This is a genomic window from Solimonas marina, assembly GCF_012241385.1.
Lineage (GTDB): Bacteria > Pseudomonadota > Gammaproteobacteria > Nevskiales > Nevskiaceae > Solimonas > Solimonas marina.
On the sequence record NZ_JAAVXB010000001.1, the window covers coordinates 699,601 to 723,078 of the forward strand.

Genomic DNA, 23,478 nt, shown 5'->3' on the forward strand with positions numbered 1-23,478 from the left:
TCAGCCGGCGAGCGCCGCGTTCTGGGCAACGATCAGTTCGCCAATGCCCTTGCTCGCCAGGTCGAGCAGCGCGTTCAGCTCGTCGCGGCGGAAGGCGTGGCCTTCGGCCGTGCCCTGTACCTCGATGAACTGGCCGGCCTCGTTCATGACGACGTTCATGTCGCATTCGCAGGCCGAGTCTTCCTTGTAGTCGAGGTCCAGCACCGGCTTGCCGTTGTGAATGCCGACCGAGATCGCGGCGATCTGGCCGAACAGCGGATTCTTTTTCAGCTTGCCGGCCTTGCGCATGGCATTGATTGCATCGACCAACGCTACATAGCCGCCGGTGATCGACGCGGTGCGCGTGCCGCCGTCGGCCTGCAGCACGTCGCAGTCGATGGTGATCGTGAAGCCGGCCAGCGCTTCGAGATTGACGCAGGCGCGCAGCGAGCGGCCGATCAGGCGCTGGATTTCCTGCGTGCGGCCGGACTGCTTGCCCTGCGCGGCTTCGCGGCGGCTGCGGTCGTGGGTGGCGCGCGGCAGCATGCCGTATTCGGCGGTGACCCAGCCGCCGTCCTTCTTCCAGGCCGGGCCGCGCTCTTCGATGCTCGCCGTGCACAGCACGCGCGTGTCGCCGAAGCTGACCAACACCGAGCCTTCGGCGTGCTTGGTGAAGCCGCGAACGATGGACACCTCGCGAAGCTGGTCGGCGGTGCGGCCGGAATGACGGAGTCCGGAATTCGAAGCGGTGTTATCGGTCACGTTGTGCGGCGGGGAAGCGGACGGCCGCGCAGTATACCGCGCCACGGAATGCGCATTCCGAGCAGCACGGCGAGGATGCCCGCGTACAGCAGCGGTTCGCGCAGGTCCGCCTTGACCAGCCAGATGTAGTGCAGCACGCCGAGCACGGCGGCGGCGTAGACCAGCTTGTGCAGTGTCGCCCAGCGTCGTTTCAGGCGCCGTTGCCAGCCCTGGGTCGAGGTGATCGCCAGCGGCACGAGGGCCAGCCAGGCAGCAAAGCCGATCGTGATGTAGGTGCGTTTGACGACATCGGCGGCCAGGGCTGACGGTGACCATTCGAGATCGAAGGTCAGATAGATCGCGAAGTGTAGGCAGACCCAGAAAAATGCCCACAAGCCGAGCAGGCGGCGTACGCGCAAGGGCTCAGGGCGTCCGGTCAGGCGCCGCAGTGGCGTCATCGCCAGCGTCGCCAGCAGCAGGCGCAACGACCAGTCGCCGGCGTCGTGTTCGAGAAATTCGACCGGGTTCGGTCCCAGCTGCGCATGCAGTACATGCCAGCCGAGCAGCAGCAAGGGCACGCCGCCCAACGCCCAGGCGGCTGCACGCCAGACCAACAGCGGCCAATCGAAGCGTTTTGCAGCGCCGGTTTGTGCCATCAATAGTTCATGCGCAGGTTGAGGCCGCTGTACAAGCTTGCCACTTCCGGATAACCGTTGAACATCAGCGTGTCGCGCTTGAACAGCTCGCCGAGCCGGCGCTCGCGGGCCTGCGACCAGCGCGGATGGTCGACATGCGGATTGACGTTGGCGTAGAAGCCGTATTCGTTCGACGCCATCTTGTTCCAGGTGGTCGGTGGCCGCTGCTCGGTGAAACGGATGCGGACGATGGACTTGATGCTCTTGAAGCCGTACTTCCAGGGAATCGTCAGGCGCAGCGGCGCACCGTCCTGGTTCGGCAGCACCTTGCCGTACATGCCGACCGACAGGAACGCCAGCGGATGCATGGCCTCGTCGATGCGCAAGCCCTCGACATACGGCCAGTCGAGGATGCCGTGCCGCGTCTCCGGCATCTGCTTGGGATCGTAGAGGGTCTGGAACGCCACGTACTTGGCCTTCGACGTCGGCTTGAACTGCTTCAGGAAGTCGCCCAGCGCGAAGCCGTCCCACGGTACGACGATGCTCCAGGCCTCGACGCAGCGGTGGCGGTAGACGCGCTGCTCCAGGCGCCGTGCCAGGATACTGTCGATGTCGACGCGTGCCGGCGCCTCGCATTCGCCGTCGACCTCGACGGTCCACGGTCGCGTCTGCAGCGTGTGCGCGTTCTCGGCCGGGTCCGACTTGCTGGTGCCGAACTCGTAGTAATTGTTGTAGGTACTGACCGTCGAGAATGGCGTGACCGTCTCGCCGCCGGCCTGCTCGTGCTCGGCGGCGATTTTCAGCGGCGCCAGATCGGTCGGCGCGTCCGCTTTGGCGCAGGCCGACAGCGGCAGGCTCAAGGCGGCGACGTCGGCGCCCATGCCGGCCAGCACCTGGCGGCGATTCAGATACAGCGGTTGCGGCGTGATCTCGGACTCGCGCAGGGCGTGCGGGGGCAGGATGCGGATCAGCATGCGATGAACTCCATTTGGCACCTCTACGACCGCAGCTTGCCCGTGGCCGTTCGATCTGGCGATAGTCCCGGTACGCTCGAGCACGAATGTCGGACGCAACGGCATGCATGCCGGTTCACGCAGAGCGGCCGTCTTACACCGTATGTCACGAATCGGTGGCAACGGTGCTGTCGGGCGTTACCCTGTGCGCGATGTCGATTCGTCTTACAGCGGTGGGCCAAAGGAAGGGGCGGGGCCACGTGGGTCCGGTCTGGCGAGCCGCTCGCGCTCGTCTCCTGCTGCTTGGGGCCATGCTGCTCTCCACCGAAGCCGCGTGGGCGCAGTCGGTGGAGGTCATCACCGGCCCCGACCGCGACGCGGCCGGCATCAGCCATACCCTGCTGCTGTCATTATTCACGATGCGTGTCCGCCAGTGGCCGGACGGCGAGCCGGCGCACGTCTACGTGATGCCTGACAGCAATCCGCTGCACGAGCAGTTCTGCCGTGAAATTCTCGGCACCTATCCCTATGTCCTGCAGAACGCCTGGGAGCGTCTGATCTACACCGGTACCGGCCAAGCGCCGGTCGTGGTGTATTCGGAGCAGGAGATGAAGGACAAGGTTCGCGCCACCGACGGCGCCATCGGCTACATCCGCACCGACGACGACGAGCCCGCGTCGCCGTCGCGTGCAGCGGCGGTTGCACCCACCGGAGGCCGGTCATGAGGGCCATTTCGCGGGTCGCATCGCCGTGGTGCCGGGTCGCCGTCGCTGCGCTGCTGATCTGCGCCACCTCGCCGGCGCGCGCGCTGGAGTCGCAGGTGCATGGTTCAGCCGCGCAGGGCTACGCATGGACCGACCACAACAACGCCTACGGCACCAGTCAGAACGGCAGCTTCGACTTCTTTGAGCTCAACCTCAATGGTTCGGTGCAGCTGGCGCCCGGCCTGCTGGCGTCGGGGCAGCTGCTGATGCGCGACGCCGGCGCCAACGACAACGGCAAGCTGCGCGTCGACTACGCATTGCTCGACTATCAGTTCGCGAGCGGCAGCTGGTACAACGCCGGCGTACGCGTTGGCCGGGTCAAGAACCCGTTCGGTCTGTACAACGACACGCGCGACGTCATCTTCGCGCGGCCCGGTATCCAGATGCCGCAGTCCATCTATTTCGACGGCCAGGGTCTGCGGCGCCTGTTGTTCTCCAGTGACGGCGCCCAGCTCTATGGCGGGCTGGGGCTGGGCGAGCATTATGTTTCGGTCGTGGTCAGCGGCAGCCGGCGCCAGACGCTGACCGACGACGAAGAGCGGCAGCTGACCGGCGGCGTCGCGCTGCCGGCGCACGAGCACGTCACCGACTATTACCTAGGCCGTCTGCAGGACGAGTGGAACGGCGGCGCCGACCGCGTCGCGTTCAGCGTGCTGCACGCCGGTCTCGACATCGATCCGGACGCCGGTTCCACGGTGCAAGGGCATATCGACTTCGACAACTACGTGCTGTCGTGGCGGCACGATGCGGCGCGCTACAGTCTCAGCGCCGAGTACATCATCAACCGCACCAAGGGCTGGACGAGTTTTGCCGGCGATACCGACAATCTCGGCGACGGATTCTATGTACAGGGTGATTATCGGCTCGATCCGAAGTGGACGCTGATGGCGCGCTACGACGCCAGCTACATCAACCGCAACGACCGCGACGGCAGCCGCTATGCGGCGAGTACCGGCGGCGATCCGCACAGCCGCTACGCGCGCGATCTGACGCTCGGGCTGCATTGGTTGCCGGACCAGCACTGGGGCGTCTGGGGCGAATGGCACCACATCATCGGCAGCTCCACCGTCCCGCCACTCGACAACCCCACTCAGCCGCGCGCCAGCAACTGGAACATGCTGTTGCTGATGGCCGGGTATCGCTTCTAGGCGGCACGGCATCATGTGCACGGATTGGAGGGTGCGCCTGAGCCTGAAGTGGAAGGCGTTTCTGTTGCTGCTGGCGATGCTGGCGGTCATCCACCTCGGCTTTGCCTACCTCGGTTATCGCGAGCTGCAGCAGCAGAACGAACAGCGTACGCAGCAGCAGATCGGCGAGTTCGAGCAGGTGCTGGCGGCCCTGATCCGCCAGTCGGCACTGGAGACCGAAACCTACGCTGCGCAGCTAGCGCGCAGCATCGACTTGGCCAAGCTGCAGCGCGACCCGCAAACGCTGGAACCGCTGCTGCCGCCCGAATTGCTCATCAATATCGGCGACGTCGCCGTGCTCGATGCGCAGGGCAAGCTCATTGCCAGCTCCGGCGAGGCGCTGCGTTCGAGTCTGCATGCCAGCGTGGCGTCGGTGTCGGCGCTGGATACGGCACGCAGCGGGCATCGGCCGAGCAGCTATATCGCCTGTACACCAGAGTGCGAGCAGTACATTTTCGTGCCGGGCTTTGATCACGAACGCCGGCCTCTGGTGGTTTTGATTTCGCGGCCGCTGGCCGATGTGCTGCCCGCGTTTCATGGACTGACGGGTGCCGATCTGGCGATCCTCTCCCCGTCAGGGCCCGGCGCGAGCGGTGGCGTCGAGATCGCCGGCCTGAAGGTGCGTGCCGTCTCCAACGCGCCGGACCTGCTGCCAGCCCTCGGTGCATTGACGTCGCCGCCGCCGCGCGGGTGGTCGCCCGGCGCGCCCCAACGAACGCGCGCCGGGCCGTTCGATCTGCTGCTGACCTTGGCGCCGCTGGCGACCGAACAAGGCGTCGATGCGATGTTCATCGTCGACGAAACCCAGTTTCGGCAGCAAATGATCGCGGCACTGTGGCACGGCCTGGCGTTGACCCTCGGTGGGCTGTTGGCGTCGGCGGCGATGCTGTACTGGATGCTGACGCGCGCCAGCGCGCGCCTCGAACGCGTCACCCGTGCCTTGCCGTTGTTGGCCGAGCAGGCTTTCGACGCAGCCGAACAGCTGATGTCGCGGCCGACGTCGCGCTGGCCCGACGAACTGGATCGGCTCAATGGGGTCGCGGTGACACTGTCACAGCAGCTACGCAAGCTCGATCAGGCCGAAGCCGCGAGCGAGGCGAAGTCCAGATTTCTGGCGACGATGAGCCATGAAATCCGCACGCCAATGAACGGCGTACTCGGCATGCTCGAACTGCTCGAGCAGACATCGCTCAGTGCGGCGCAGCGCGAGAACGTACGCATCGTCTGCCAGTCGGCGCGATCGCTGTTGCGCGTCATCGACGATGTGCTCGACGTTTCCAAGATCGAGGCCGATCGCCTGGTGATCGAGGCCCAGCCGTTCGATCTTCGTGACGTGATCGAGGGTGTCGTCGAGGTGCTGTCGCCAGGGCTGCGCGATCGCGACGTGCGCCTGCTGAGTTTTATCGACCCGGCGATTCCGGAACAGGTGATCGGCGATGCGGTGCGGATCCGGCAGATCGTCCTCAATCTGCTCGGCAACGCCATCAAGTTCACGCCGCACGGGCTGATCGTGGTGCGCGCCGACCACACAGCGGCCGGCGAGGGCGCACTCGATGTGCGGATCGAGGTTCTTGATACCGGAATCGGGATTGCCGGCGGCGAGCAGGCGCAGCTCTTCGATCCGTTCGTGCAGGCCGAATCGTCGACGACGCGGCGGTACGGCGGCACCGGCCTGGGTCTTTCGATCTGCAAGGGTCTGGTCGAGCGTATGGGCGGCAGCATCGGCTACAGCAGCGAGCTGGGTCAGGGCAGCCGCTTCTGGGTCGCACTGCGCTTCGCGCTGCCGGCGTCGGCCGGCACGCCAACGGCCGTGCTGGCCGCCGCCACCTTCCGGATCACGCTCGGCGATCGCACCGAGACCGGTTTCGTCGAGACCTTGCTGCTCGCGGCCGGCGCATCCCGCGCCGCGGCAGATGTCGACGATGCGCAAGCCGACCTGACGATCGATGAGCACGCGCTGGGCTTGCGCATCGACGGTCGCGCTGGTGACGGCAGTGTGCTGGCGCGTCCCTATCGATCGGCGCAGTTGCTCGAAGCGGCGGCCCGTGCCTGTGGTCGGGCCGTGGCACGTGCCAGTGCGGCCGAACCGTTGCCGCCACCGCCGCAGCCGGGTTTGCGCGTGTTGGTCGCTGAGGACAATCCGATCAATCAGGAGGTGTTGTCGGCGCAGTTGCAGCGGCTGGGCTTTATCGTCGAGATCGCCGCCGATGGCGAAGAGGCGGCGTCGCGGCTGACGCAGGCGCATTACGCGGCGCTGCTCACCGATTTGCATATGCCCAAGCTCGATGGCTATGAGCTTGCGGCCTGGCAGCGCGAACGCGAAGCCGCCGAGCCGTCGCTCGGGCATTTGCCGATCATCGCGCTGACGGCCGCGGCGCTGCAGGATGCCGGACAACGCTGTGCGGAACACGGCATCGACGCCTGCCTGATCAAGCCGGTGCTGCTGGCGTCGCTGCAGCAGTGCCTTTCGACATGGTGTCGCACAGCAGACGAGATGCCGGTGGTGCCGGCGCGTCCACCTGCTACTGCCGATGCCCCGCTGGATCTGCCATTGCTGCGGGAGATCGTCGGCGACGACGACGCGGACCTCAGCGAGTTGCTACAGCACTTCGTCGACAGTACCGAGCCGGTGTTGGCGCGCTTGCAAGAGCACATCACCGCCTCGGACTTCGAGGGCGCACGCATGCTGACGCATCGTCTGCTGGGTTCGGCGCGGACGGTCGGCGCGCACGCGCTGGCGGCGATCCTGGGGCGGCTCGAGGCTGCGTTGGGCGACAGCGATGACCGCCCGATGGCTCTGGTGCGGCAGGCCGAAACCGAGTTCGCCGTGATTCGCGGCTGGGTGGCGCAACGCGCCGAGCACGACGCTCGCGCCGATCAGTGACGCGACGCGACCCAGTGTGGAAACTGCTCCGGCGCCACGCCGCGGGCGATGTGATAGCCCTGTGCGAAGTCGCAACCCAGGTCGCTCATCAACGCGTAGTCGGCGGCGCTGGCCACGCCCTCGGCGACCGAACGCAGGCCCAGGCGTTTGGCCAGCCCGATTCCCGCTTCGACGATGGCGCGCGCCTGTTCGTCATGCAGCGCGCGTGAGACGAATTGCCGGTCGAGCTTGAGTTCGGTGAACGGCAGCTTCTGCAAACGCTCCAGCGTCGACCAACCGGTGCCGAAGTCGTCGATCGACAGGCCGATCTCGCGCAGCCGCAGCCGGGCCATCACTTCCAGCGGATCATGGCGGCTGTCGAGCAAGCCGCCTTCGGTGATCTCGACCGTAATCCGTGACGGTGCCAGGTCCGCGGCGCGGCAGGCGTCGAGGATGCGTTGCGGCAGCTGTCGGTCGGAGAGCGTCGAGGCTTCGAAGTTGATCGAGACGCGCGCATCGAGACCCTGGCGGCGCCACTCGCCGCAGCTGGCGATCGCCGTATGCAGAACCACATCCGCGAGCCGGTCGGTCCATCCGGCTCGTTCGATCGCCGGCAGAAAGCGCAGCGGCTCGACGATGCCGCGAGTCGGACTCTGCCAATAGACCAGCGCTTCGGCGCCGATCACGCGACCGGTGGTGAGCTGCACCTGCGGTTGCATGCGCAGGCGGAATTGTCCGGCCTCGAAAGCCTGCCGCAACTCGGCGTCGTCGATCGCCGGTGGCGCTGCGCTGTCCGTCGGGCCGTTGTGGTCCGGTGCCTGCAATAGCGCCGCGAGCGCCGCCGGCGTGACCGGTTTGGCGAGGCTTCCCAGCACGTGCAGGCCACGGCCGGCCGCCACGTCGCGCGCCGCGCGCAGTACGCGCTCGTCGGCGCCACTCATCAAGACCAGGTGGCTGCCGGGGCTCAGATGCGCGATGTCGTGCATCAGCTCGAGGCCGTCGCTGCCCGGCATCATCAGGTCGCAGACGATCAGGTCGACGCCACCGTAGCGGCGCAGCACGTCGGCAGCCTGTACGCCGTCGCTCGCACTGCGCAATTCGGGCACACCTTGGCGCTGCAGGATCTGCATGACCACGCGGCGCACGAAGTCGTCGTCGTCGACGACCAGCGCCGAGCGGGGTGCGATGGCGCTCACGGCCGAGGACGCCCGGCGCGGCCCGCAATGTCGCGCAGTCGCGGCCGGCGGATGTCGGCGTTATCAGCTTCGGAGCAAGGCGTCATGAGATAACGATTTCGATCTGCAGCGTCATCGCCTGCGGGTATTCGGCCTTACTATAGGCAGTCCTACACGAGACGACACGCGGGCGCGGCAATATGACGGTGGATGAACTGGCGGAAACCTTCGAATTTCTCGGCGACTGGGAGGAGCGTTATCGCTACCTGATCGATCTGGGGCGCAAGCTGCCGCCGCTGTCGGATGCCGAGCACGACGATGCGCACAAGGTGCGTGGCTGCATGTCGCAGGTCTGGCTCGCGCACGACGTGCAGCCGGGGCCGCCGAAGACGCTGCACTTCCGTGGCGATTCCGACGCGCACATCGTCAAGGGTCTGATCGCCGTGCTGTTCGAGCTGACCTCGGACAAGACGCCGGACGAGATTCTGGCGCTCGACATCGGTTCGGCTTTCGAGCGTCTTGGCCTGGAAAGCCATATCTCGATGAATCGTCGCAATGGCTTCTACGCGATGGTCGAGCGCATCCAGCAGATGGCCGCGACCGAGCGGGGCAGCTGAAACCGGCGCACACGTCAGGCTGTCGCCGCGGGCATGTCATGCGCCTGCGCTAAGATGGGCCTCCGAATCGGGCGCAGGCAATGGGAGGGGACATGGGCAGCTTCGTCGCACTGGCGATCGGTATCTTCCTGCTGGTCACGGCATGGCGCGGCGTCGTCATCGTGCCGCAGGGCCGTGAGTACACGATCGAGCGCTTCGGCCGATACCGCGCGACCTTCAGCCCCGGCTTCCACTGGCTGCTGCCGTACGTCGACCGCATCGGCAAGCGCCTGAACATGATGGAGCAGGTGCTCGACGTGCCGAGCCAGGAAGTCATCACCAAGGACAACGCCATGGTCGGCGTCGACGGCGTGGTGTTCTTCCAGGTGCTCGACGCGCCGAAGGCGGCCTACGAGGTGCACAACCTCGAATACGCCATCCTCAACCTGACGATGACCAATCTGCGCACCGTCATGGGCTCGATGGACCTCGATCAGCTGCTCAGCCAGCGCGATCAGATCAACACGCAGCTGCTGCACGTGGTCGACGATGCGACGACGCCGTGGGGCATCAAGGTCACTCGCATCGAGATCAAGGACATCCGTCCGCCGAACGACCTCGTCGACTCGATGGCGCGGCAGATGAAGGCGGAGCGCGAAAAGCGCGCGCTGATCCTCGAAGCCGAAGGTCAGCGACAGTCGGCGATCCTCAAGGCCGAAGGCATGCGTCAGGCGCAGATCCTGGCCGCCGAGGCGCAGAAGCAGGAACAGATTCTCGAAGCCGAAGGCCGCCGCGAGGCCGCGTTCCGCGACGCCGAAGCGCGCGAGCGCGAAGCCGAGGCCGAAGCCAAGGCGACGATGATGGTCAGCCAGGCCATCGCCAAGGGCGATGTGCAAGCCATCAACTACTTCGTCGCGCAGAAATACGTCGACGCACTCGCGCAGATCGCTACCAGCCCGAACGAGAAGCTGGTGCTGATGCCGCTCGAAGCGGGCAATGTGATCGGTGCGCTCGGCGGCATCGCCGAGCTGACCAAGAAGGTCGGCGGCGGGAGCAGCGGAGCCTGAGGTCATGAGCATGGAACTGGTCTATTGGCACTGGCTGGCCCTGGGTTTCGGGCTGCTGGTGCTGGAAATGTTCCTGCCGACCGAGTTCGTGCTGCTGTGGGTCGGCGTCGCGGCGATCGTCGTCGGCGCCGTCGCCTGGCTGCTGCCGGGGCTTGGCTGGCCGCTCGAATTCGTGCTGTGGGGCGTGCTGTCTGTGTCGGCGATCCTGCTCTGGCGGCGCTTCAAGCCGCTGTCGTTCGTCAGCGATCAGCCCACGCTCAATCGCCGCGGCGAGTCGTACGTCGGCCGTCATTTCACGCTCGGCGAGCCCATCGTCAATGGCAGCGGCACGCTGCGCGTCGACGACAGCCGCTGGCGCATTCGCGGGCCGGAGAGCCTGCCGGCCGGCACGCGCGTGCAGGTGATCGGTGCCGACGGCGCGGTGCTGATCGTCGAAGCATTGCCCTGAGACGTTGCCGGTGCCCGGCTTTTTGTTGCGGTCGTACTGCCGAAAGACAGCATCAGGCGTGTAAGCTGCGGAGCCGTTGCAGGCCTTTTCGTCACTCACGGCACGTCGATGGCAGCTCCGCACCACACCGCTCCGCATCAAAGCCACCGGCTCGGTCCGGTGGAGATTCCCGAGTCGCTGTATTCGCTCGGTGAGGAGATCGCACACGCGGTGACGCATGGCGTCGGCGTGCTGCTGGCGATCGTCGGCCTGACGGTGCTGGTCGCCCGCGCCGCGCTGTATGGCAATGAATGGCACATCATCGCCTGCAGCGTGTTCGGTGCCACGCTGGTGCTGATGTACACGGCGTCGACGCTCTATCACAGCATCCCGGATGCGCTGCCGCGCGCCAAGCAAGTGCTGCGCGTGCTCGATCACTCGATGATCTACTTCCTGATTGCCGGCACCTACACGCCGTTCACGCTGGTGACGCTGCACGGTGCCTGGGGCTGGAGCCTGTTCGCATTCACCTGGGGCCTGACGGCGATCGGCGTCATCTTCAAGATTTTTGCCACCGGGCGTTACGAGAAGCTGTCGCTGTTCATCTATCTGGCGATGGGCTGGTGCGCGATCGTCGCCATCAAGCCCATCCTCAAGCATCTCGATACCGGCGGCATCATCCTCACCGCTGCCGGTGGTCTCGCCTACAGCGGCGGCGTCGTGTTCTACGTCTGGGAGCGCCTGCGCTACCACCATGCGATCTGGCATTTGTTCGTGCTGACCGGCAGCGTGCTGCAGTACTTCGCCGTGCTGCTCTACGTCGTGCCCGGTCCGAACGGCTGAGGCCGCCATGGCCAAGCACAAAATCGTCGACAGCCCGTACCTCGTCGATTTCGACGGCGACTTCCGTATTGCGCGCGCACCGCATACGCCGCCGGTCGGTGAGGACGACAAGAAAGCCAACGAGCAGCGACTGGCCGCGCACGTCGCTGAACTCGACGAGCTGCAGCGGCGGCTTGCTGCGTCGGCGCGGCACGCTGTGTTGCTGGTGTTCCAGGCGATGGACGCGGCCGGCAAGGACAGCACCATTCGCGCCGTGCTGACCGGCGTCAATCCGGCCGGCTGCCACGTCGTTTCGTTCAAGCGCCCCAGCGAGCTGGAGCTGCGTCACGACTTTCTCTGGCGTTGCGCGCGCGAGCTGCCCGAGCGCGGCCAGCTTGGTGTCTTCAACCGCAGCTACTACGAGGAAGTGCTGACGGTGCGCGTGCATCCTGAGTATCTCGACGCGCAAAACCTGCCGCATCGGCCGAAGAAGGACAGCCGGCTATGGCGCGAGCGCTACGAATCGGTCAACGACTTCGAGCGCCACCTCGCCCGCAACGGCACCGTCATCCTCAAGTTCTGGCTCAATGTTTCCTTCGACGAACAGCGCCGCCGCCTCATGGCGCGGCTCGACGAGCCGGAGAAGAACTGGAAGTTTGAAAGCAGCGATCTCACCGAACGCCAGCATTGGGCGGATTATCAGAAGGCCTACCAGCACCTGCTACGCGCCACCTCGACGCCATGGGCGCCGTGGTACGCGATCCCCGCCGACGACAAGCCGTACATGCGCGCCGAAGTCGCACGCCTGATCGTTTCACGCTTGAAACAGCTCGGGCTTGAATACCCGGCCATGGCCGAAGAAACGCACGCGATGCTCGACGACTTTCGCGAGCGGCTGCGCGACGACTGACGGGTAGAACCACAGATTTCACAGATTGCATAGCCGAAGAGGCGGTGAGTGTTTTCTCCTCTGCGCCATCAGCGAAGTTGGTGCTTAGTGTTTGTTGCGGTTGCCGCCGTGGGTCGCGGCTTGCGCCGCTCCTACAACGCTCTCCAGGTGTTTTGCGAATTCCCCGAACCGTTCATGCCGAGTGCCGCGCGTAGCGCGGTGTATCGAGGCACGCGCAAGGTCCGGATCTGCAGCCGCCGCGACGACACAGTTGCTCCTACAGGGGGTGTTTGCGCTTTTTGTAGGAGCGGCGCGAGCCGCGACGACCGGAAGGTAGCAGTGCAGCTGAAGCTGCGTGCGTTGTCTGAAGAACAAGTGTCCGATCCACTTTCCTTCAGTGCAATCTGTGAAATCTGTGGTTAAACGCCGTTTGCTTCTGTTCTCGCGAATCGTCCATCAGAAGTCCCAGTTCAGGCGCAGGCCCCAGGTGGTCGGTGGGGCCAGTGAGTCCTCGCGGCCGAAGTCGGTGTGGAACTGGGCGAGGTCGTAGCGCGCGTCGGTGAGGTTTTCGCCGAACAGGGTGACGCGCATCGACCAGCGCTCGTAGAGATAGCTGATCCGCGCATTGAGTACCGAATACGCTTTCTCGAACGAGTTGTCGGCGTTTTGTGCCAGGTAGTAGTAGCCGGAGTTGTAATACCAGTCACCCGCCACTTCGAGCGTGCCACCGGGTACGGACAACAGCTGTGCGGCGCCGAAGGTGCGGGAGAACTTGGGCGTGCGGACGATGCGGTTGCCGCTGAAGTCGTGGCAACTGGCGAGCCTGGCGTCGTATTCGCCGCTGGCGTTGGTGCAATCGCTTTGATAGGCGAGGCCGGTCGTGTCGTTGAAGCCGCGACCGTTGTCGTAGTCGAGATAGACGGCGTGCAGCCACGAGGCGTTGGCGTTGAGTGTCAGGCCCGGATCGAGGCGGCGCAGCGGTTGCCACACGGTTTCGACTTCGACGCCGCGAATGCGGGCGCGGCCGGCGTTTTCGAGGTTGATCGCGCCGCCGGACGTGAAAGACATGAAGCCGGTCTGCAGATCCTTGATGTCGTTCTGGAACAGTGCGGTGTTGAAGCGCAGGCTGTGATGCAGCCACTCGGACTTGAGGCCGACCTCGTACGCGGTGACCTTCTCCGGCTTCACGTATTCGGGCTGCTTGAAGATGTTGATGATGTTGTAGGTGCCGCTCTTGTAGCCCTGCTGGAACGAGGCGTACAGCAGCACGTCGCGGAATGGGCGGAAGTCCAGCGAGACCTTGGGCGAGAAGTTGGTGGCCGTCGTTTGTTCCGGCGAGAACGAATAGATCGTGCTGACGCCGCCGCCGAGGTTGCCGAGGCCGACGTCGGAGCGCGCCAGCTTGCGCGACTCGTGCTGCCAGCGGCCGCCGAGCGTGATGTCGAGCCAGTCGGTCAGGCTCGCGGTGCTCTGCGCGTAGGCCGAATAGCTTTCGGTGTCGAGCAGGCCGGTGAAGTAGAAGGTCAGTGTTTCCGGGATCGGCAGATCGCCGAGCAGGTTGCGCACGGTGGTGCCGAGTGTGCCGGGCAGCGCATCGAGCAGTTGTTGGGTCGGCAGCTGGACGTCGTCGAGCAGGCGCAGGTAGCCGGGGTCGTAGCCGCCGCGGCTCTTCAGGTAGTAAAGGCCACCGACCCACTTCAGCCAGTCCGCGCCCCAGCTTTCGTCGTTCGACGTGAATTGCAGTTCGCTGGTGACGAAGCGCTGGTATTCGCTGTTGGCGCCGTAGGTCGCCAGAGGCTGGTTCGTGCCGTCGAAGTCGTAGACGTAGTCGTGCGCGCGGACGAAGTAGTAGCTGCCGAGCAGTTTGGTGTCGACGCCGGGCAGGTGCCACTTGAGGACGCCGTAGGCGGCGCGCGTGTCGGTGACCAGCGACGGTTCGGCGTTGGCGGTGACGACGTAGTCGCGGGTCTCGGCCGGCAGCGTCGCGCCGAGCAGCGGGCTCGGATCGACATTGGCCGACGCGGTGGTGCCGGTGCCGCGCTGCTGGCCAGCCAGCCAGGTCAGTACCAACGACACGTCGTCGTCGAAGGTGAAGCCGAGTTTGACGCGCGCGCCCTTGCCGATCTCCGGCGGCAGGTGGTCGCCGCTGCCGTTGTCGAGGCGGTAGAGATTGTCGGCGCGGTTGTAGAACGCCGAGACGCTGGCGGCGATGTCGTCGCTCAGCGGCAGATTGGTGTAAACCCGCGTGCGGGTGTCGTTGTAGCGCGGTGCGTAACTGGTCTGAATCGAGGTCTCGGCCTGCTGGCCAGGATCTTTCGACCAGATCGAGATCGCGCCGCCGGTCGAGTTGCGGCCGAACAGCGTGCCCTGCGGTCCCTTCAGCACCTCGATGCGTTCGATGGCGCCGAACGATTGCGCCAGCGAGTGCCCGGACGGGAAGTAGACGCCGTCGACGTAGGTCGCGACGCTGGGTTCGGCCGACGGAATGAAGATGTCGGTGCCGACGCCGCGCATATAGATCAGGTTGTAGCCGCCTAGGTCGGTGACGGTCAGGCCGGGCACTGCGGTCGTCAGGTCGCGCACGCTCTGGATGCCGCGCGCGTCGAGCTGGTCGGCCGTGAACGCGGCAATCGACACCGGCACGTCCTGCGAGCGCTCGGCGCGCTTGCGCGCGGTGACGGTGATTTCGGCCAGTGGCGCGGGCGTGGCGGCGGGCTCGGAGGCGACGACGGGCGGGGCGCCGCCGGGCACGGGGATCGTCGCCAGCGGTTCGTCGCTCGTGGCGGCGAATGCCAACGGGGCGGCCGCCAACAAGGCGCTGCCGAGCAGATGCGAGATCGCGGACACGCCGGGCCGGCCGGCGCGCGGACGAAACATGGTGGACATCGTGCCGCTCCCCTGAATCAGCGGGCGCCGACGATAGGCAGCATGGGAAATGTGCGCCAAGAATTTAGGCGCACATCTACATAACCAATTCGTATAAGGCGTCAGCCGGGGGCTGGCTTGGCTTCGTTGCGGAACAGCGGCACCAGCAGCGGCGGCGCGATCATGGTTGTCGCCACGGCCATGAACAGCACGACGGCGAACACCTTGTCGGAGATCACGCCCATGCCGAGGCCGATCTGTGCGACGACGATACCGACCTCACCGCGCGGTGCCATGCCGACGCCGATCTGCGCCGCGCGCCGCGCGCCGAGGCGGATCGCCGCCAGGCCGCAGCCGACGAACTTGGTGACCACCGCCAGCGCCGTCACCACCAGCGCCGCGACGATGGTTTCGCGATTGGCGAAGGCATCGACATTGAGCTGCATGCCGATGTTGACGAGGAAGAAGGGCGTGAAGAACTCGGTGATGCCGCGCACCTGTTCGTGCGTCTCATGCTCTTGCTCGGTCGGCTCGGCCAGCGCCATGCCGGCGAGGAAGGCGCCGATGATGGCGGCGATGCCGATCGTCGCGGCAACCGTGGCGAGGCCGAAGCACAGCAGCACGGCGCCGATGAACAGCGAGTGGCCGATGCGCAGTCGCGCGATACGCGGCGTCGCGCGCTTCATCGCCGAGGCGCCGATCGTCGCCACGGCGACGACGAAGCCGATCGACAGCGCCGCGGTGGCGCCGATCTCGGCGTAGTCGATGGCGCCGCCGGCCATGCTCGACACCACCGCCAGCACCAGCAGGCCGAGGATGTCGTCGATCACGGCGGCGCCGAGGATGATGCGGCTGGAGATCAGGCTCAGCAGGCCCATGCCGGACAGCACGCGGGCGGTGATGCCGACGCTGGTGGCGACCATGGCCGCGCCGAGGAACAGCGATTCGATATTGCTGTGCCCGGAGAAATGCATATAGGCCCAGCCGGCGAAGAACGGCACGATGACGCCGAGCACCGCGACCATGCCGGCGGTGCCGCCGACCTGCAGGATGGAGCGCGGCTTGGTCTCCAGGCCCACCGAGAACAGCAGGAAGATCACGCCGAGTTCGGCCAGCGTGTGGGTGATTTCATTGGGCGTTACCCAGCCGAGCACGCTCGGGCCGATCAGTACGCCAGCCAGAATCTCGCCGACCACCGACGGTTGCTTGAGCCGCTCGAAGATTTCCGCGAACAGCTTGGCGCCGGCAAACATCAGCAGCAGCGAGACGAGGATCTCGTTGGTATTCGAAGCACTGGCGGCGGCATGGCCCGCGTCGGCGGCAGTCATGATCATTCCAGAAGACGTGAGACCGACAAAGATCGCCTACGCAGCGGCCGCCGTGCAAGCGTGGCGGCTGCGGTGCGCGGCCGACTACTCGCTGTCCGCTTCGCCTTCCGGCACCAGCTCATCGAGCGGGAAATGGTGGACATGCACGCCGCGCTCGCCGCGCAGCGCGACGCGCAGCATGCCTTCGGCCACCTCGTCGGCGTCGACGGGGCGGTAGCGCCGCAGCGGGCCGCGCAGCATGCGCTCGGCCAGCGGTGCGCACTGCTGCGCAAATGCTTCGCCGGCACGATGTTCGTCGCGTTCGCCGAGCAATAGCGATGGGCGCAGCACATGCACCGCATCGAAGCCTAACGCTGCGACGGCCTTCTCCATGCGCCCTTTGACGCGCGAATAGAAGGCCAGCGCATGATCACTGGCGCCGACCGCCGAGATCACCAGGAACTGCTGGGCCCCGGCGTCGAGCGTCGCCCGCGCCAGATCGACGACCATGCGCTCGTCGACGTCGGCGAAGGCCGCGCGGCAGCCGGCACGCTTGATCGTGGTGCCCAAGCAGCAATAGACGTCACTGACCGCCAGCGCGTCGCCGAGCGCCTGCAGCGTCGCCAGATCGGCGAAGTCGGTGCGGACGACGGTCAGGTGTGGATCTTCGAGGTCGAAAGGCCGCCGTGTCAGCACGCGCACTTCCGTATAGGCCGGGTCGCGCAACAGACGCGCCACGACCTGATGCCCGACCAGGCCGGTCGCCCCCGCGACCAGTGCAATGCGCTTCATGCCGACCCGCTCCCCAACATGTCGTTTCCCGTTCTGCTGATCCAGAATGTCGTCCCTCGATCTTTATACACCGGCATCGCCGGAGCTGACGTGACAAAGCTCAGTATTTTTGAATTGAACGACAGGCTCAAGGCCGACACGCTGTGGCTGGGTGACTGGCCGCTGTGCCGTGTGCTGCTGATGAACGACGCCCAGTTCCCATGGGTGATCCTCGTGCCGCGACGTGCCGGAATCCGGGAGATCTACGAGCTGGACGCCGCCGATCAGGTGCAGCTGCTGCACGAATCGAGCGCACTCGGCCGCGCGCTGATGGCCGATTTCGGCGGCGAAAAGCTCAATATCGGCGCGCTCGGCAATCTGGTTCCGCAGCTGCACGTGCATCACATCGTCCGCCACGCGGCCGACCCGGCCTGGCCGGGGCCGGTCTGGGGACGTGTGCCGGCACAGCCCTACGCGGCGGCCGCCGCCGATGCGCGCATCGCGCAGCTGCGCGCGCGATTGACCGCGGCGTTCCCCCTGTCGGTCTGATCGGCGCTAGGCGGCACCGGCAGCGCTGCCTAGACTCGCCGCCACTTCGATACACGGACGATGCGCGCAATGGACAAGGTCACCGGCAAGAAAGTGCTGATCACGGGAGCGGCGATGGGCATGGGCAAGCTGTATGCCCAGTACGCGGCGTCCGAAGGCGCGCAGACCATCGTCCTCTGGGATATCAACGCCGACGCCCTCGAAGCCACGGCCGCCGAACTGCGCGCGCAGTGCCAGCAGGTGATCACGCAGGTGGTCGACGTCTCCAAGTACGAGGCGATCGCTGCCGCCGCTGCCGAGGTTCGCGCCCAGGTCGGCACGCTCGACGTGCTGATCAACAACGCCGGCATCATTCGCGGCAAGTACTTCTGGGAACATGACCCTCAGAAGGACATCGAGATGACGATGGCGATCAACGCCATGGCGCCGATGTACATCGCCCGCGAGTTCCTGCCGGACATGATCGCCGACGCATCGACCGAGCGTCGCATCGTCAATATCGCGTCGGCCGCCGGGCTGGTGTCGAACCCGCGCATGAGCGTCTATTGCGCGTCGAAGTGGTCGTGCACGGGCTGGAGCGACTCGCTGCGGCTGGAACTGGAGCAGGCTGGCTACCGTCACCTCAAGGTGCTGACCGTCAACCCGACCTATATCTCGACCGGCATGTTCGAAGGCGCCAAGCCGATGCTGATGACGCCGCTGATGACGCCGGAGTTCGTCACCACGCGCGTCTGGCAGGGCATGAAGCGCGGTACGCCGCGGCTCATCCTGCCGTGGACGGTCTATCTGTCGAATGCACTGAAGGGTCTGCTGCCGATCCGGCTCTTCGATTGGCTGGCCGACCACGTCTTCGGCGTCTATCACTCGATGGACAGCTTCAAGGACAACAAGCGCGGCTGATGCTGCCGGGCGGGGCAAAGCGGCGCCGTCTGTCAGTACATTTTGACCCTTCGCCGATTGCAGCTGTTCACCTAATGTGAACTGGCTCACGCTATTCGCTCGACATGGATTGTCGCGCTGCGGTCGACGCCTTATATAAGGCGCGGCCGTGTCGCACGGCTTCGAGGAGAGTGATGTCATGAAGGGCATTTCGATAATCGGCTTGGCAATGGGCGCGGGCCTGACGCTCGCCGCCTGCAGCACGCCGGCGCCCAAGCCGCTTGAGGCACGCAATGTCTCCGCCCCGCTGCAACTGCCGGCTGGCTTGGCAAGCCGTTACCAGCCCGGCGAAACCGTGGCGCTGGCCGCACCGACCACCTTGTTCCTGCACCCGCTCGTCAAAGGTGAAACCGCGGCCAAGCTGCCGCCGGGCGCGCTGGTCAAGCTCAAGTCGCGCGTGCTCAATGCCGAAGGCCCGTGGTGGTTGATCGAAGGCCAGAACGCCGCCGGCTGGGTCAGCGAGAAAACCCTGCCCACCCAGTAGGTGCATCGTGCGGCCGATTGGCCGCAGGTACAGCCTCCACCCTGTCCATTGGCGCGTTCACTGCGCTTCGCGGTCCGTTAAGATGGCGGCGGGCCACAAAACGACAATTAGGGGAAGCGGATGCTTTACTTCGTGACGGGCGCGACCGGCTTCATCGGCAAGTTTCTGATCGGGCAATTGCTGCAGCGTGAGGACGCGAAGGTCTACGCGCTCGTCCGCCCCGGATCCCAGGATAAATTCGACGACCTGCGCGAGCGCTACGGCGAAGCCGCCAGTCGCTTGCACGCCATGCACGGCGATGTCACCGAGCCGGGGCTGGTGTCCGATGCCGACCGGCGCAAGCTCAAAGGCAAGGTCGATCACGTCTTCCACCTAGCCGCCGTCTATGACATGAACATGGACGATGCGACTGGCGACCGCATCAACAACGAAGGCACGCGCAACGTCGTCGCCTTCGCCAACGAATTGGGCGGTGACGTGGTGCTCCACCACATGTCCAGCGTTGCCGTCGCCGGCGGCGATTACATCGGCCGCTTCAGCGAGAAGATGTTCGACGAGGGGCAGCGCCTCGGCCATCCGTACTTCCGCACCAAGTTCGAGTCCGAAAAGATCGTCCGCACGGAGGCGACGGTGCCGTTCCGCATCTATCGTCCGGGTGCCGTGGTCGGCTCGTCGGAAACCGGCGAGATGGACAAGATCGACGGTCCGTACTACTTCTTCAAGACCGTGCAGAAGATCAGCTACGCGGTGCCGAAGTGGCTGCCGCTGCTGGGCGTTACCGGCGGCAAGGTGCCGATCGCACCGGTCGATTACGTGGCCAAGGCGACCGACTACATCGCCCACCAGCCTGGGCTCAATGGCCAGTGCTTCTGTCTGATCCAGTCGCATTCGCCGACCGTCGGTGAGCTGGTGCGCACGATCATGGACGCCGCGCACGGCCCGCATGTGGTCAGCGAGTTCGAGATTCCGCCGATCCCGCCGCCGGTCAAGATGCTCGGCAACCGCGTCGTCGAGGCGATTCCGCCGGCGCTGAAGAAGCGCGCCGCCACCGCGATCGGCATTCCGCCGTCGGTGCTCGGCTATGTCGTCAACCGCGCGCTGTTCGACGACAAGAACACGCGCAAGGCGCTCAAGGGCTCGGGCATCAAGTGCCCGGATATCCGCGACTATTGCGAGAAGCTCTGGCAGTACTGGGAGTTGCACCTCGACCTGCAAACCACGCTGCCGCGCGGCGCCACGCGCCGTATCGCCGGCAAGGTTGCGGTCGTCACCGGCGCGTCGAGCGGCATCGGCTTCGTCGTCTCGAAGAAGCTGGCGGCGGCGGGCGCCAAGGTCATCCTCGTCGCGCGCACGCGCGACAAGCTCGAACAGACGCGCGAGATCATCGAGAAGGCCGGCGGCGAAGCCTTCGTCTATCCCTGCGACCTGTCGGACATGAAGGCGATCGACGACTGCGCGAACGCCATCATCAACGACTTCGGCCACGTCGACATTCTGGTCAACAACGCCGGCCGTTCGATCCGCCGCGCGGTCATGGAGTCGAGCACGCGCTTCCACGACTTCGAGCGCACCATGCAGCTGAACTACTTCGGCGCGGTACGCATGATCCTCGCGTTCCTGCCGGCAATGGCCAAGCGCAAGAGCGGCCAGATCATCAACATCAGCTCGATCGGCGTGCTCGCCAATGCCGCGCGCTTCTCGGCCTATGTGGCGTCGAAGGCTGCGCTCGACGCGTTCTCGCGCTGCCTGTCGGCCGAGGTCAAGCACTGCAACATCGACGTCACCGCGATCTACATGCCGTTGGTGCGCACGCCGATGATCGCGCCGACCAAGATCTACGACTACGTGCCGACCTGGTCGCCCGACAAGGCCGGCGACACAGTGATGCGTGCGATTCTGTACAAGCCCAAGTCGATCGCCACGCCGCTTGGCACCGCCGCCGCCGTGTCGTATGCGCTGTGGCCCAAGCTCAACGACTACATCCTCAACAAGGGCTTCCATCTGTTCCCGTCGTCGTCGGCCGCTCGCGGCCGCAAGGAAGGCGCCAAGCCGACGCTGGAGCAGGTGGTGTTCGCCAACCTGTTCAAGGGCGAACACTTCTGAGATCCGCTGCCGCGTGGCGCCTTCGGGTGGCCACGCGGCCCTGCAGCCATCGTCCGGTTCGCAGTTTGGGCCGTAGACCGTGACGCCACGGTCATAGCGGCAATCAATAGGCGCGCAGTACGCTCGGCGGCCGATATCGCAGGATGTCGGCCGCCGAGCGTTTGCGCGGCATATCGATAACGACAAGCAGGATTCGAGGGGACGATATGAATCAGGGACCGCGCCGGAGCTGGCGACCGATCGCCGCCGGCATTTGCACCGCGACCGTACTGATGCTGGCTGCTTGCAGCTCGTCGAGCAGTCCGGCCGGCGCCGGCGCCAACGGCAAGGCCGACTGGACCACGCTCGGTACGCGGGCGGTCACGGCCAGCGACGACAAGCCGATCACGAGCAACGGCGACGCGGTCTGGACCGATTACGATCCGGAGCCGACCTACGCCGGCATGCAGCATCAGGCGATGCAGTACGTGACGATGCGCGACGGCACCAAGCTCGCCGTCTACGTCACGCTGCCGACCGACGCCGACGGTAATGTCGTCACCACGCCGCTGCCGACCATTCTCGTGCAGACCAGCTACAACGGTGTTGCCGGCCAAGCGGTCACGGCGATCGGCGGTGCCGACCCGTACATGGTCGAGCACGGCTATGCGACCGTCGTCGTCGACGTGCGCGGCACCGGCCAGTCGGAAGGCGATTGGGAAGCCTTCGGCGAGGACGAGCAGGCCGACTACGCGGAAATCGTCGACTGGGTCACGCAGCAGTCGTTCTGCAACGGCAGCATCGGGCTGTACGGCGTGTCCTATCTCGGCATCACGACGGTCATCACGGCGGCGCAGCAGAACCCTGCGGTCAAGGCCGCGTTCCCGATCGTGCCGATCGGTGACGGCTACCGCGACATCGTCTTCACCGGCGGTCAGGTCAATACCACCTTCATCCCGCTATGGTTGGGCCTGGTCTCGGTGCTCGGTCTGACCGATCCGGTGCTGATCACCGATCCGGCGACCGGCCTGCAGGTGCTGCTCGACCACGTGCTCAATGCCGTCGCCGGCTTTCAGGTGCCGACCATTCTCAAGGCGCTGGCCGGCGATCCGGACACCGCCTACGACGGTGACTTCTGGCAGGTGCGCTCGCCGCTGGAGAACGACGCGAAGATCGAGGTGCCGACCTTCGTCGTCGGCGGCCTCCACGACCTGTTTCAGCGCAGTGAGCCGATGACCTATGAGTCGATCAAGCATCAGGCGCCGGCCAAGCTGCTGATCGGCCCGTGGACGCATATCGAGGCCGCGTTCGGCGAAGGACTACCGAGCACGACGGACGGCATTCCGGCGCTCAATCACATCGAGCTGCGCTGGTTCGATCAATATGTGAAAGGCCTCGACGTCGGTGCCGACACGATGCCCAACGTCACGCAGTACGTGCTCGGCCTCGACCGCTACGCGACGGCCACCGATTGGCCGCATCCGGACGCGAAGGCGCAGCGCCTCTATCTGCGTGGCGACAAGACGCTGACCACCGACATGCCGGCTGCCGACGAAGATTCAAACCCCGTCGTGCAGCTGCCGATCGAGGGCCTGTGCTCGATCAGCACCTCGCAGTGGACGGCCGGCGCGCTCGGCCTGATCCCGCTGCCGTGCTTCGAGAACAGCAATGCCAGCGAGGTCTGGGCGGTCAAGTACGAAACGCCGGCGATGACCGACGACACCTACTTCAATGGTCCGATCGAAGCCGATATCTGGATGTCGACCACCGCGCTCGATGCCGGCCTGTCGGTGCGCGTCGATGACGTCGATGAAAACGGCGTCGCCAAGTCGCTGACCAATGGCATCCAGACCGCCTCGCTGCGCGCCGTCGACGCCACGCGTTCGCGCACGCTCGACGGCGAATCGATCCAGCCGTGGCACCCGTTCACGCAGGACTCGGTGCTGGACGTGACGCCGGGCGACGCGATTATGGTGCCGGTCGAAATCTTCCCGACCAGCGCGATGATCGCCAAGGGTCACAAGCTGCGCATCGCCGTCAGCGCCAGCGATCTGCCGCAGGGTGTGCCGCCGATCCCGACGCTGCTGCAGTCACTGGTCGGCGCGCTGACGATCTACAGCGACGCCGACCACCCGTCGAGCGTGGTGCTGCCGGTGGTGCCGGCCAGCGATCTGCCGGCCGCCGTCGCCAGTCAGTGACGGCTCGCCGGCGGGCGTGATCCGAAAAGAACGATGAACCGCAGGTTGTGCAGGTGACGCAGCCGGGAAAGGGCCGCTCGGCCCTTTCTTTTTGCTCGCAGATTCGCGTGGTCGCGGCTTGCGCCGCTTGTGTCTGAGGGAGGGGGTAGAGTTGAGGTGGAGAGCGATGTGCGGCACACCGACAG

General features: G+C 65.7%; 20 protein-coding genes. 13 read left to right on the forward strand and 7 right to left on the reverse strand.

Annotated features, from left to right (window positions below; genetic code table 11):
• From rph to msrP, 3 genes are read right to left on the reverse strand one after another with little or no spacing between them, the layout of a single operon-like run.
• On the reverse strand, nucleotides 1-741 hold the full coding sequence (rph, locus tag G7Y82_RS03100) for a ribonuclease PH (RefSeq protein ID WP_168146520.1): 741 nt from the start codon (nucleotides 739-741) through the stop codon (nucleotides 1-3).
• Nucleotides 738-1,376: a protein-methionine-sulfoxide reductase heme-binding subunit MsrQ gene (msrQ, locus tag G7Y82_RS03105; RefSeq protein WP_168146521.1), complete on the reverse strand. Its 639-nt coding sequence runs from the start codon at nucleotides 1,374-1,376 to the stop codon at nucleotides 738-740. The genes rph and msrQ overlap by 4 nt, the downstream gene beginning before the upstream one ends.
• Nucleotides 1,376-2,329, reverse strand: a complete 954-nt coding sequence (gene msrP, locus G7Y82_RS03110) for a protein-methionine-sulfoxide reductase catalytic subunit MsrP (protein ID WP_168146522.1) — start codon at nucleotides 2,327-2,329, stop codon at nucleotides 1,376-1,378. Before msrP ends, msrQ begins: the two co-directional genes overlap by 1 nt.
• Nucleotides 2,330-2,619: 290 nt before the next feature.
• On the opposite strand from msrP, the gene G7Y82_RS03115 reads away from it, so the two are divergent.
• Genes G7Y82_RS03115 through G7Y82_RS03125 form a run of 3 tightly spaced genes read left to right on the forward strand, consistent with a single transcriptional unit; the run spans nucleotide 2,620 to nucleotide 7,143 of the window.
• Nucleotides 2,620-3,033, forward strand: coding sequence for a hypothetical protein (locus tag G7Y82_RS03115; RefSeq protein ID WP_168146523.1), 414 nt, complete (start codon nucleotides 2,620-2,622; stop codon nucleotides 3,031-3,033).
• Nucleotides 3,030-4,220: a porin family protein gene (locus tag G7Y82_RS03120; protein WP_168146524.1), complete on the forward strand. Its 1,191-nt coding sequence runs from the start codon at nucleotides 3,030-3,032 to the stop codon at nucleotides 4,218-4,220. The genes G7Y82_RS03115 and G7Y82_RS03120 overlap by 4 nt, the downstream gene beginning before the upstream one ends.
• Before the next feature lie 31 nt (nucleotides 4,221-4,251).
• Nucleotides 4,252-7,143 carry an ATP-binding protein gene (locus G7Y82_RS03125; RefSeq protein ID WP_168146525.1) on the forward strand — a complete coding sequence of 964 codons (2,892 nt, stop codon included), beginning with the start codon at nucleotides 4,252-4,254 and terminating at the stop codon, nucleotides 7,141-7,143.
• Here G7Y82_RS03125 and G7Y82_RS03130 read toward each other — a convergent pair.
• Nucleotides 7,137-8,318, reverse strand: coding sequence for an EAL domain-containing response regulator (locus G7Y82_RS03130; protein ID WP_168146526.1), 1,182 nt, complete (start codon nucleotides 8,316-8,318; stop codon nucleotides 7,137-7,139). The genes G7Y82_RS03125 and G7Y82_RS03130 overlap by 7 nt on opposite strands.
• A gap of 179 nt (nucleotides 8,319-8,497) precedes the next feature.
• On the opposite strand from G7Y82_RS03130, the gene G7Y82_RS03135 reads away from it, so the two are divergent.
• From G7Y82_RS03135 to G7Y82_RS03155, 5 genes are all read left to right on the forward strand, one after another.
• Nucleotides 8,498-8,914 (forward strand): SufE family protein, encoded by a 417-nt coding sequence (locus G7Y82_RS03135; RefSeq protein ID WP_168146527.1) that lies wholly within the window; start codon nucleotides 8,498-8,500, stop codon nucleotides 8,912-8,914.
• 92 nt (nucleotides 8,915-9,006) lie between these two features.
• Nucleotides 9,007-9,960, forward strand: a complete 954-nt coding sequence (locus G7Y82_RS03140) for an SPFH domain-containing protein (RefSeq protein ID WP_168146528.1) — start codon at nucleotides 9,007-9,009, stop codon at nucleotides 9,958-9,960.
• A 4-nt stretch (nucleotides 9,961-9,964) separates the two neighbouring features.
• Nucleotides 9,965-10,408, forward strand: a complete 444-nt coding sequence (locus G7Y82_RS03145) for an NfeD family protein (RefSeq protein ID WP_168146529.1) — start codon at nucleotides 9,965-9,967, stop codon at nucleotides 10,406-10,408.
• 108 nt (nucleotides 10,409-10,516) lie between these two features.
• Nucleotides 10,517-11,230 (forward strand): PAQR family membrane homeostasis protein TrhA, encoded by a 714-nt coding sequence (gene trhA, locus G7Y82_RS03150; RefSeq protein ID WP_168146530.1) that lies wholly within the window; start codon nucleotides 10,517-10,519, stop codon nucleotides 11,228-11,230.
• A gap of 7 nt (nucleotides 11,231-11,237) precedes the next feature.
• Nucleotides 11,238-12,119: a PPK2 family polyphosphate kinase gene (locus tag G7Y82_RS03155; RefSeq protein ID WP_168146531.1), complete on the forward strand. Its 882-nt coding sequence runs from the start codon at nucleotides 11,238-11,240 to the stop codon at nucleotides 12,117-12,119.
• 435 nt (nucleotides 12,120-12,554) lie between these two features.
• On the opposite strand, the gene G7Y82_RS03160 is transcribed toward G7Y82_RS03155, so the two are convergent.
• From G7Y82_RS03160 to G7Y82_RS03170, 3 genes are all read right to left on the reverse strand, one after another.
• Nucleotides 12,555-14,984: a TonB-dependent receptor gene (locus G7Y82_RS03160; RefSeq protein WP_240954013.1), complete on the reverse strand. Its 2,430-nt coding sequence runs from the start codon at nucleotides 14,982-14,984 to the stop codon at nucleotides 12,555-12,557.
• Between the two features lie 101 nt (nucleotides 14,985-15,085).
• Entirely contained in the window at nucleotides 15,086-16,291 is a 1,206-nt protein-coding gene (locus tag G7Y82_RS03165) for a cation:proton antiporter (RefSeq protein ID WP_168146532.1), read from the reverse strand.
• An 84-nt stretch (nucleotides 16,292-16,375) separates the two neighbouring features.
• Entirely contained in the window at nucleotides 16,376-17,062 is a 687-nt protein-coding gene (locus tag G7Y82_RS03170) for an NAD-dependent epimerase/dehydratase family protein (RefSeq protein WP_168146533.1), read from the reverse strand.
• 90 nt (nucleotides 17,063-17,152) lie between these two features.
• Between G7Y82_RS03170 and G7Y82_RS03175 the strand changes: the two genes are divergently transcribed.
• From G7Y82_RS03175 to G7Y82_RS03195, 5 genes are all read left to right on the forward strand, one after another.
• Complete coding sequence (locus tag G7Y82_RS03175; RefSeq protein WP_366515600.1) at nucleotides 17,153-17,590, forward strand: HIT domain-containing protein; 438 nt, start codon at nucleotides 17,153-17,155, stop codon at nucleotides 17,588-17,590.
• Between the two features lie 69 nt (nucleotides 17,591-17,659).
• The gene (locus G7Y82_RS03180) at nucleotides 17,660-18,490 is read left to right on the forward strand and encodes an SDR family NAD(P)-dependent oxidoreductase (protein ID WP_168146534.1); all 831 of its coding nucleotides are present in this window, start codon (nucleotides 17,660-17,662) and stop codon (nucleotides 18,488-18,490) included.
• 178 nt (nucleotides 18,491-18,668) lie between these two features.
• Nucleotides 18,669-19,013, forward strand: a complete 345-nt coding sequence (locus tag G7Y82_RS03185) for a hypothetical protein (protein WP_168146535.1) — start codon at nucleotides 18,669-18,671, stop codon at nucleotides 19,011-19,013.
• Nucleotides 19,014-19,133: 120 nt separating this feature from the next.
• Entirely contained in the window at nucleotides 19,134-21,116 is a 1,983-nt protein-coding gene (locus G7Y82_RS03190) for an SDR family oxidoreductase (RefSeq protein WP_168146536.1), read from the forward strand.
• 206 nt (nucleotides 21,117-21,322) lie between these two features.
• Nucleotides 21,323-23,293: a CocE/NonD family hydrolase gene (locus tag G7Y82_RS03195; RefSeq protein ID WP_168146537.1), complete on the forward strand. Its 1,971-nt coding sequence runs from the start codon at nucleotides 21,323-21,325 to the stop codon at nucleotides 23,291-23,293.
• Nucleotides 23,294-23,478: the final 185 nt, after the last annotated feature.

Bases quoted from the DNA above. Each gene is read 5' to 3' on its own strand.
- msrQ (WP_168146521.1), bottom strand. From the start codon at position 1,376: ATGGCACAAACCGGCGCTGCAAAACGCTTCGATTGGCCGCTGTTGGTC.
- msrP (WP_168146522.1), bottom strand. From the start codon at position 2,329: ATGCTGATCCGCATCCTGCCCCCGCACGCCCTGCGCGAGTCCGAGATC.
- G7Y82_RS03115 (WP_168146523.1), top strand. From the start codon at position 2,620: ATGCTGCTCTCCACCGAAGCCGCGTGGGCGCAGTCGGTGGAGGTCATC.
- G7Y82_RS03120 (WP_168146524.1), top strand. From the start codon at position 3,030: ATGAGGGCCATTTCGCGGGTCGCATCGCCGTGGTGCCGGGTCGCCGTC.
- G7Y82_RS03135 (WP_168146527.1), top strand. From the start codon at position 8,498: ATGACGGTGGATGAACTGGCGGAAACCTTCGAATTTCTCGGCGACTGG.
- G7Y82_RS03140 (WP_168146528.1), top strand. From the start codon at position 9,007: ATGGGCAGCTTCGTCGCACTGGCGATCGGTATCTTCCTGCTGGTCACG.
- G7Y82_RS03145 (WP_168146529.1), top strand. From the start codon at position 9,965: ATGAGCATGGAACTGGTCTATTGGCACTGGCTGGCCCTGGGTTTCGGG.
- trhA (WP_168146530.1), top strand. From the start codon at position 10,517: ATGGCAGCTCCGCACCACACCGCTCCGCATCAAAGCCACCGGCTCGGT.
- G7Y82_RS03155 (WP_168146531.1), top strand. From the start codon at position 11,238: ATGGCCAAGCACAAAATCGTCGACAGCCCGTACCTCGTCGATTTCGAC.
- G7Y82_RS03160 (WP_240954013.1), bottom strand. From the start codon at position 14,984: ATGTCCACCATGTTTCGTCCGCGCGCCGGCCGGCCCGGCGTGTCCGCG.
- G7Y82_RS03165 (WP_168146532.1), bottom strand. From the start codon at position 16,291: ATGACTGCCGCCGACGCGGGCCATGCCGCCGCCAGTGCTTCGAATACC.
- G7Y82_RS03170 (WP_168146533.1), bottom strand. From the start codon at position 17,062: ATGAAGCGCATTGCACTGGTCGCGGGGGCGACCGGCCTGGTCGGGCAT.
- G7Y82_RS03180 (WP_168146534.1), top strand. From the start codon at position 17,660: ATGGACAAGGTCACCGGCAAGAAAGTGCTGATCACGGGAGCGGCGATG.
- G7Y82_RS03185 (WP_168146535.1), top strand. From the start codon at position 18,669: ATGAAGGGCATTTCGATAATCGGCTTGGCAATGGGCGCGGGCCTGACG.
- G7Y82_RS03190 (WP_168146536.1), top strand. From the start codon at position 19,134: ATGCTTTACTTCGTGACGGGCGCGACCGGCTTCATCGGCAAGTTTCTG.
- G7Y82_RS03195 (WP_168146537.1), top strand. From the start codon at position 21,323: ATGAATCAGGGACCGCGCCGGAGCTGGCGACCGATCGCCGCCGGCATT.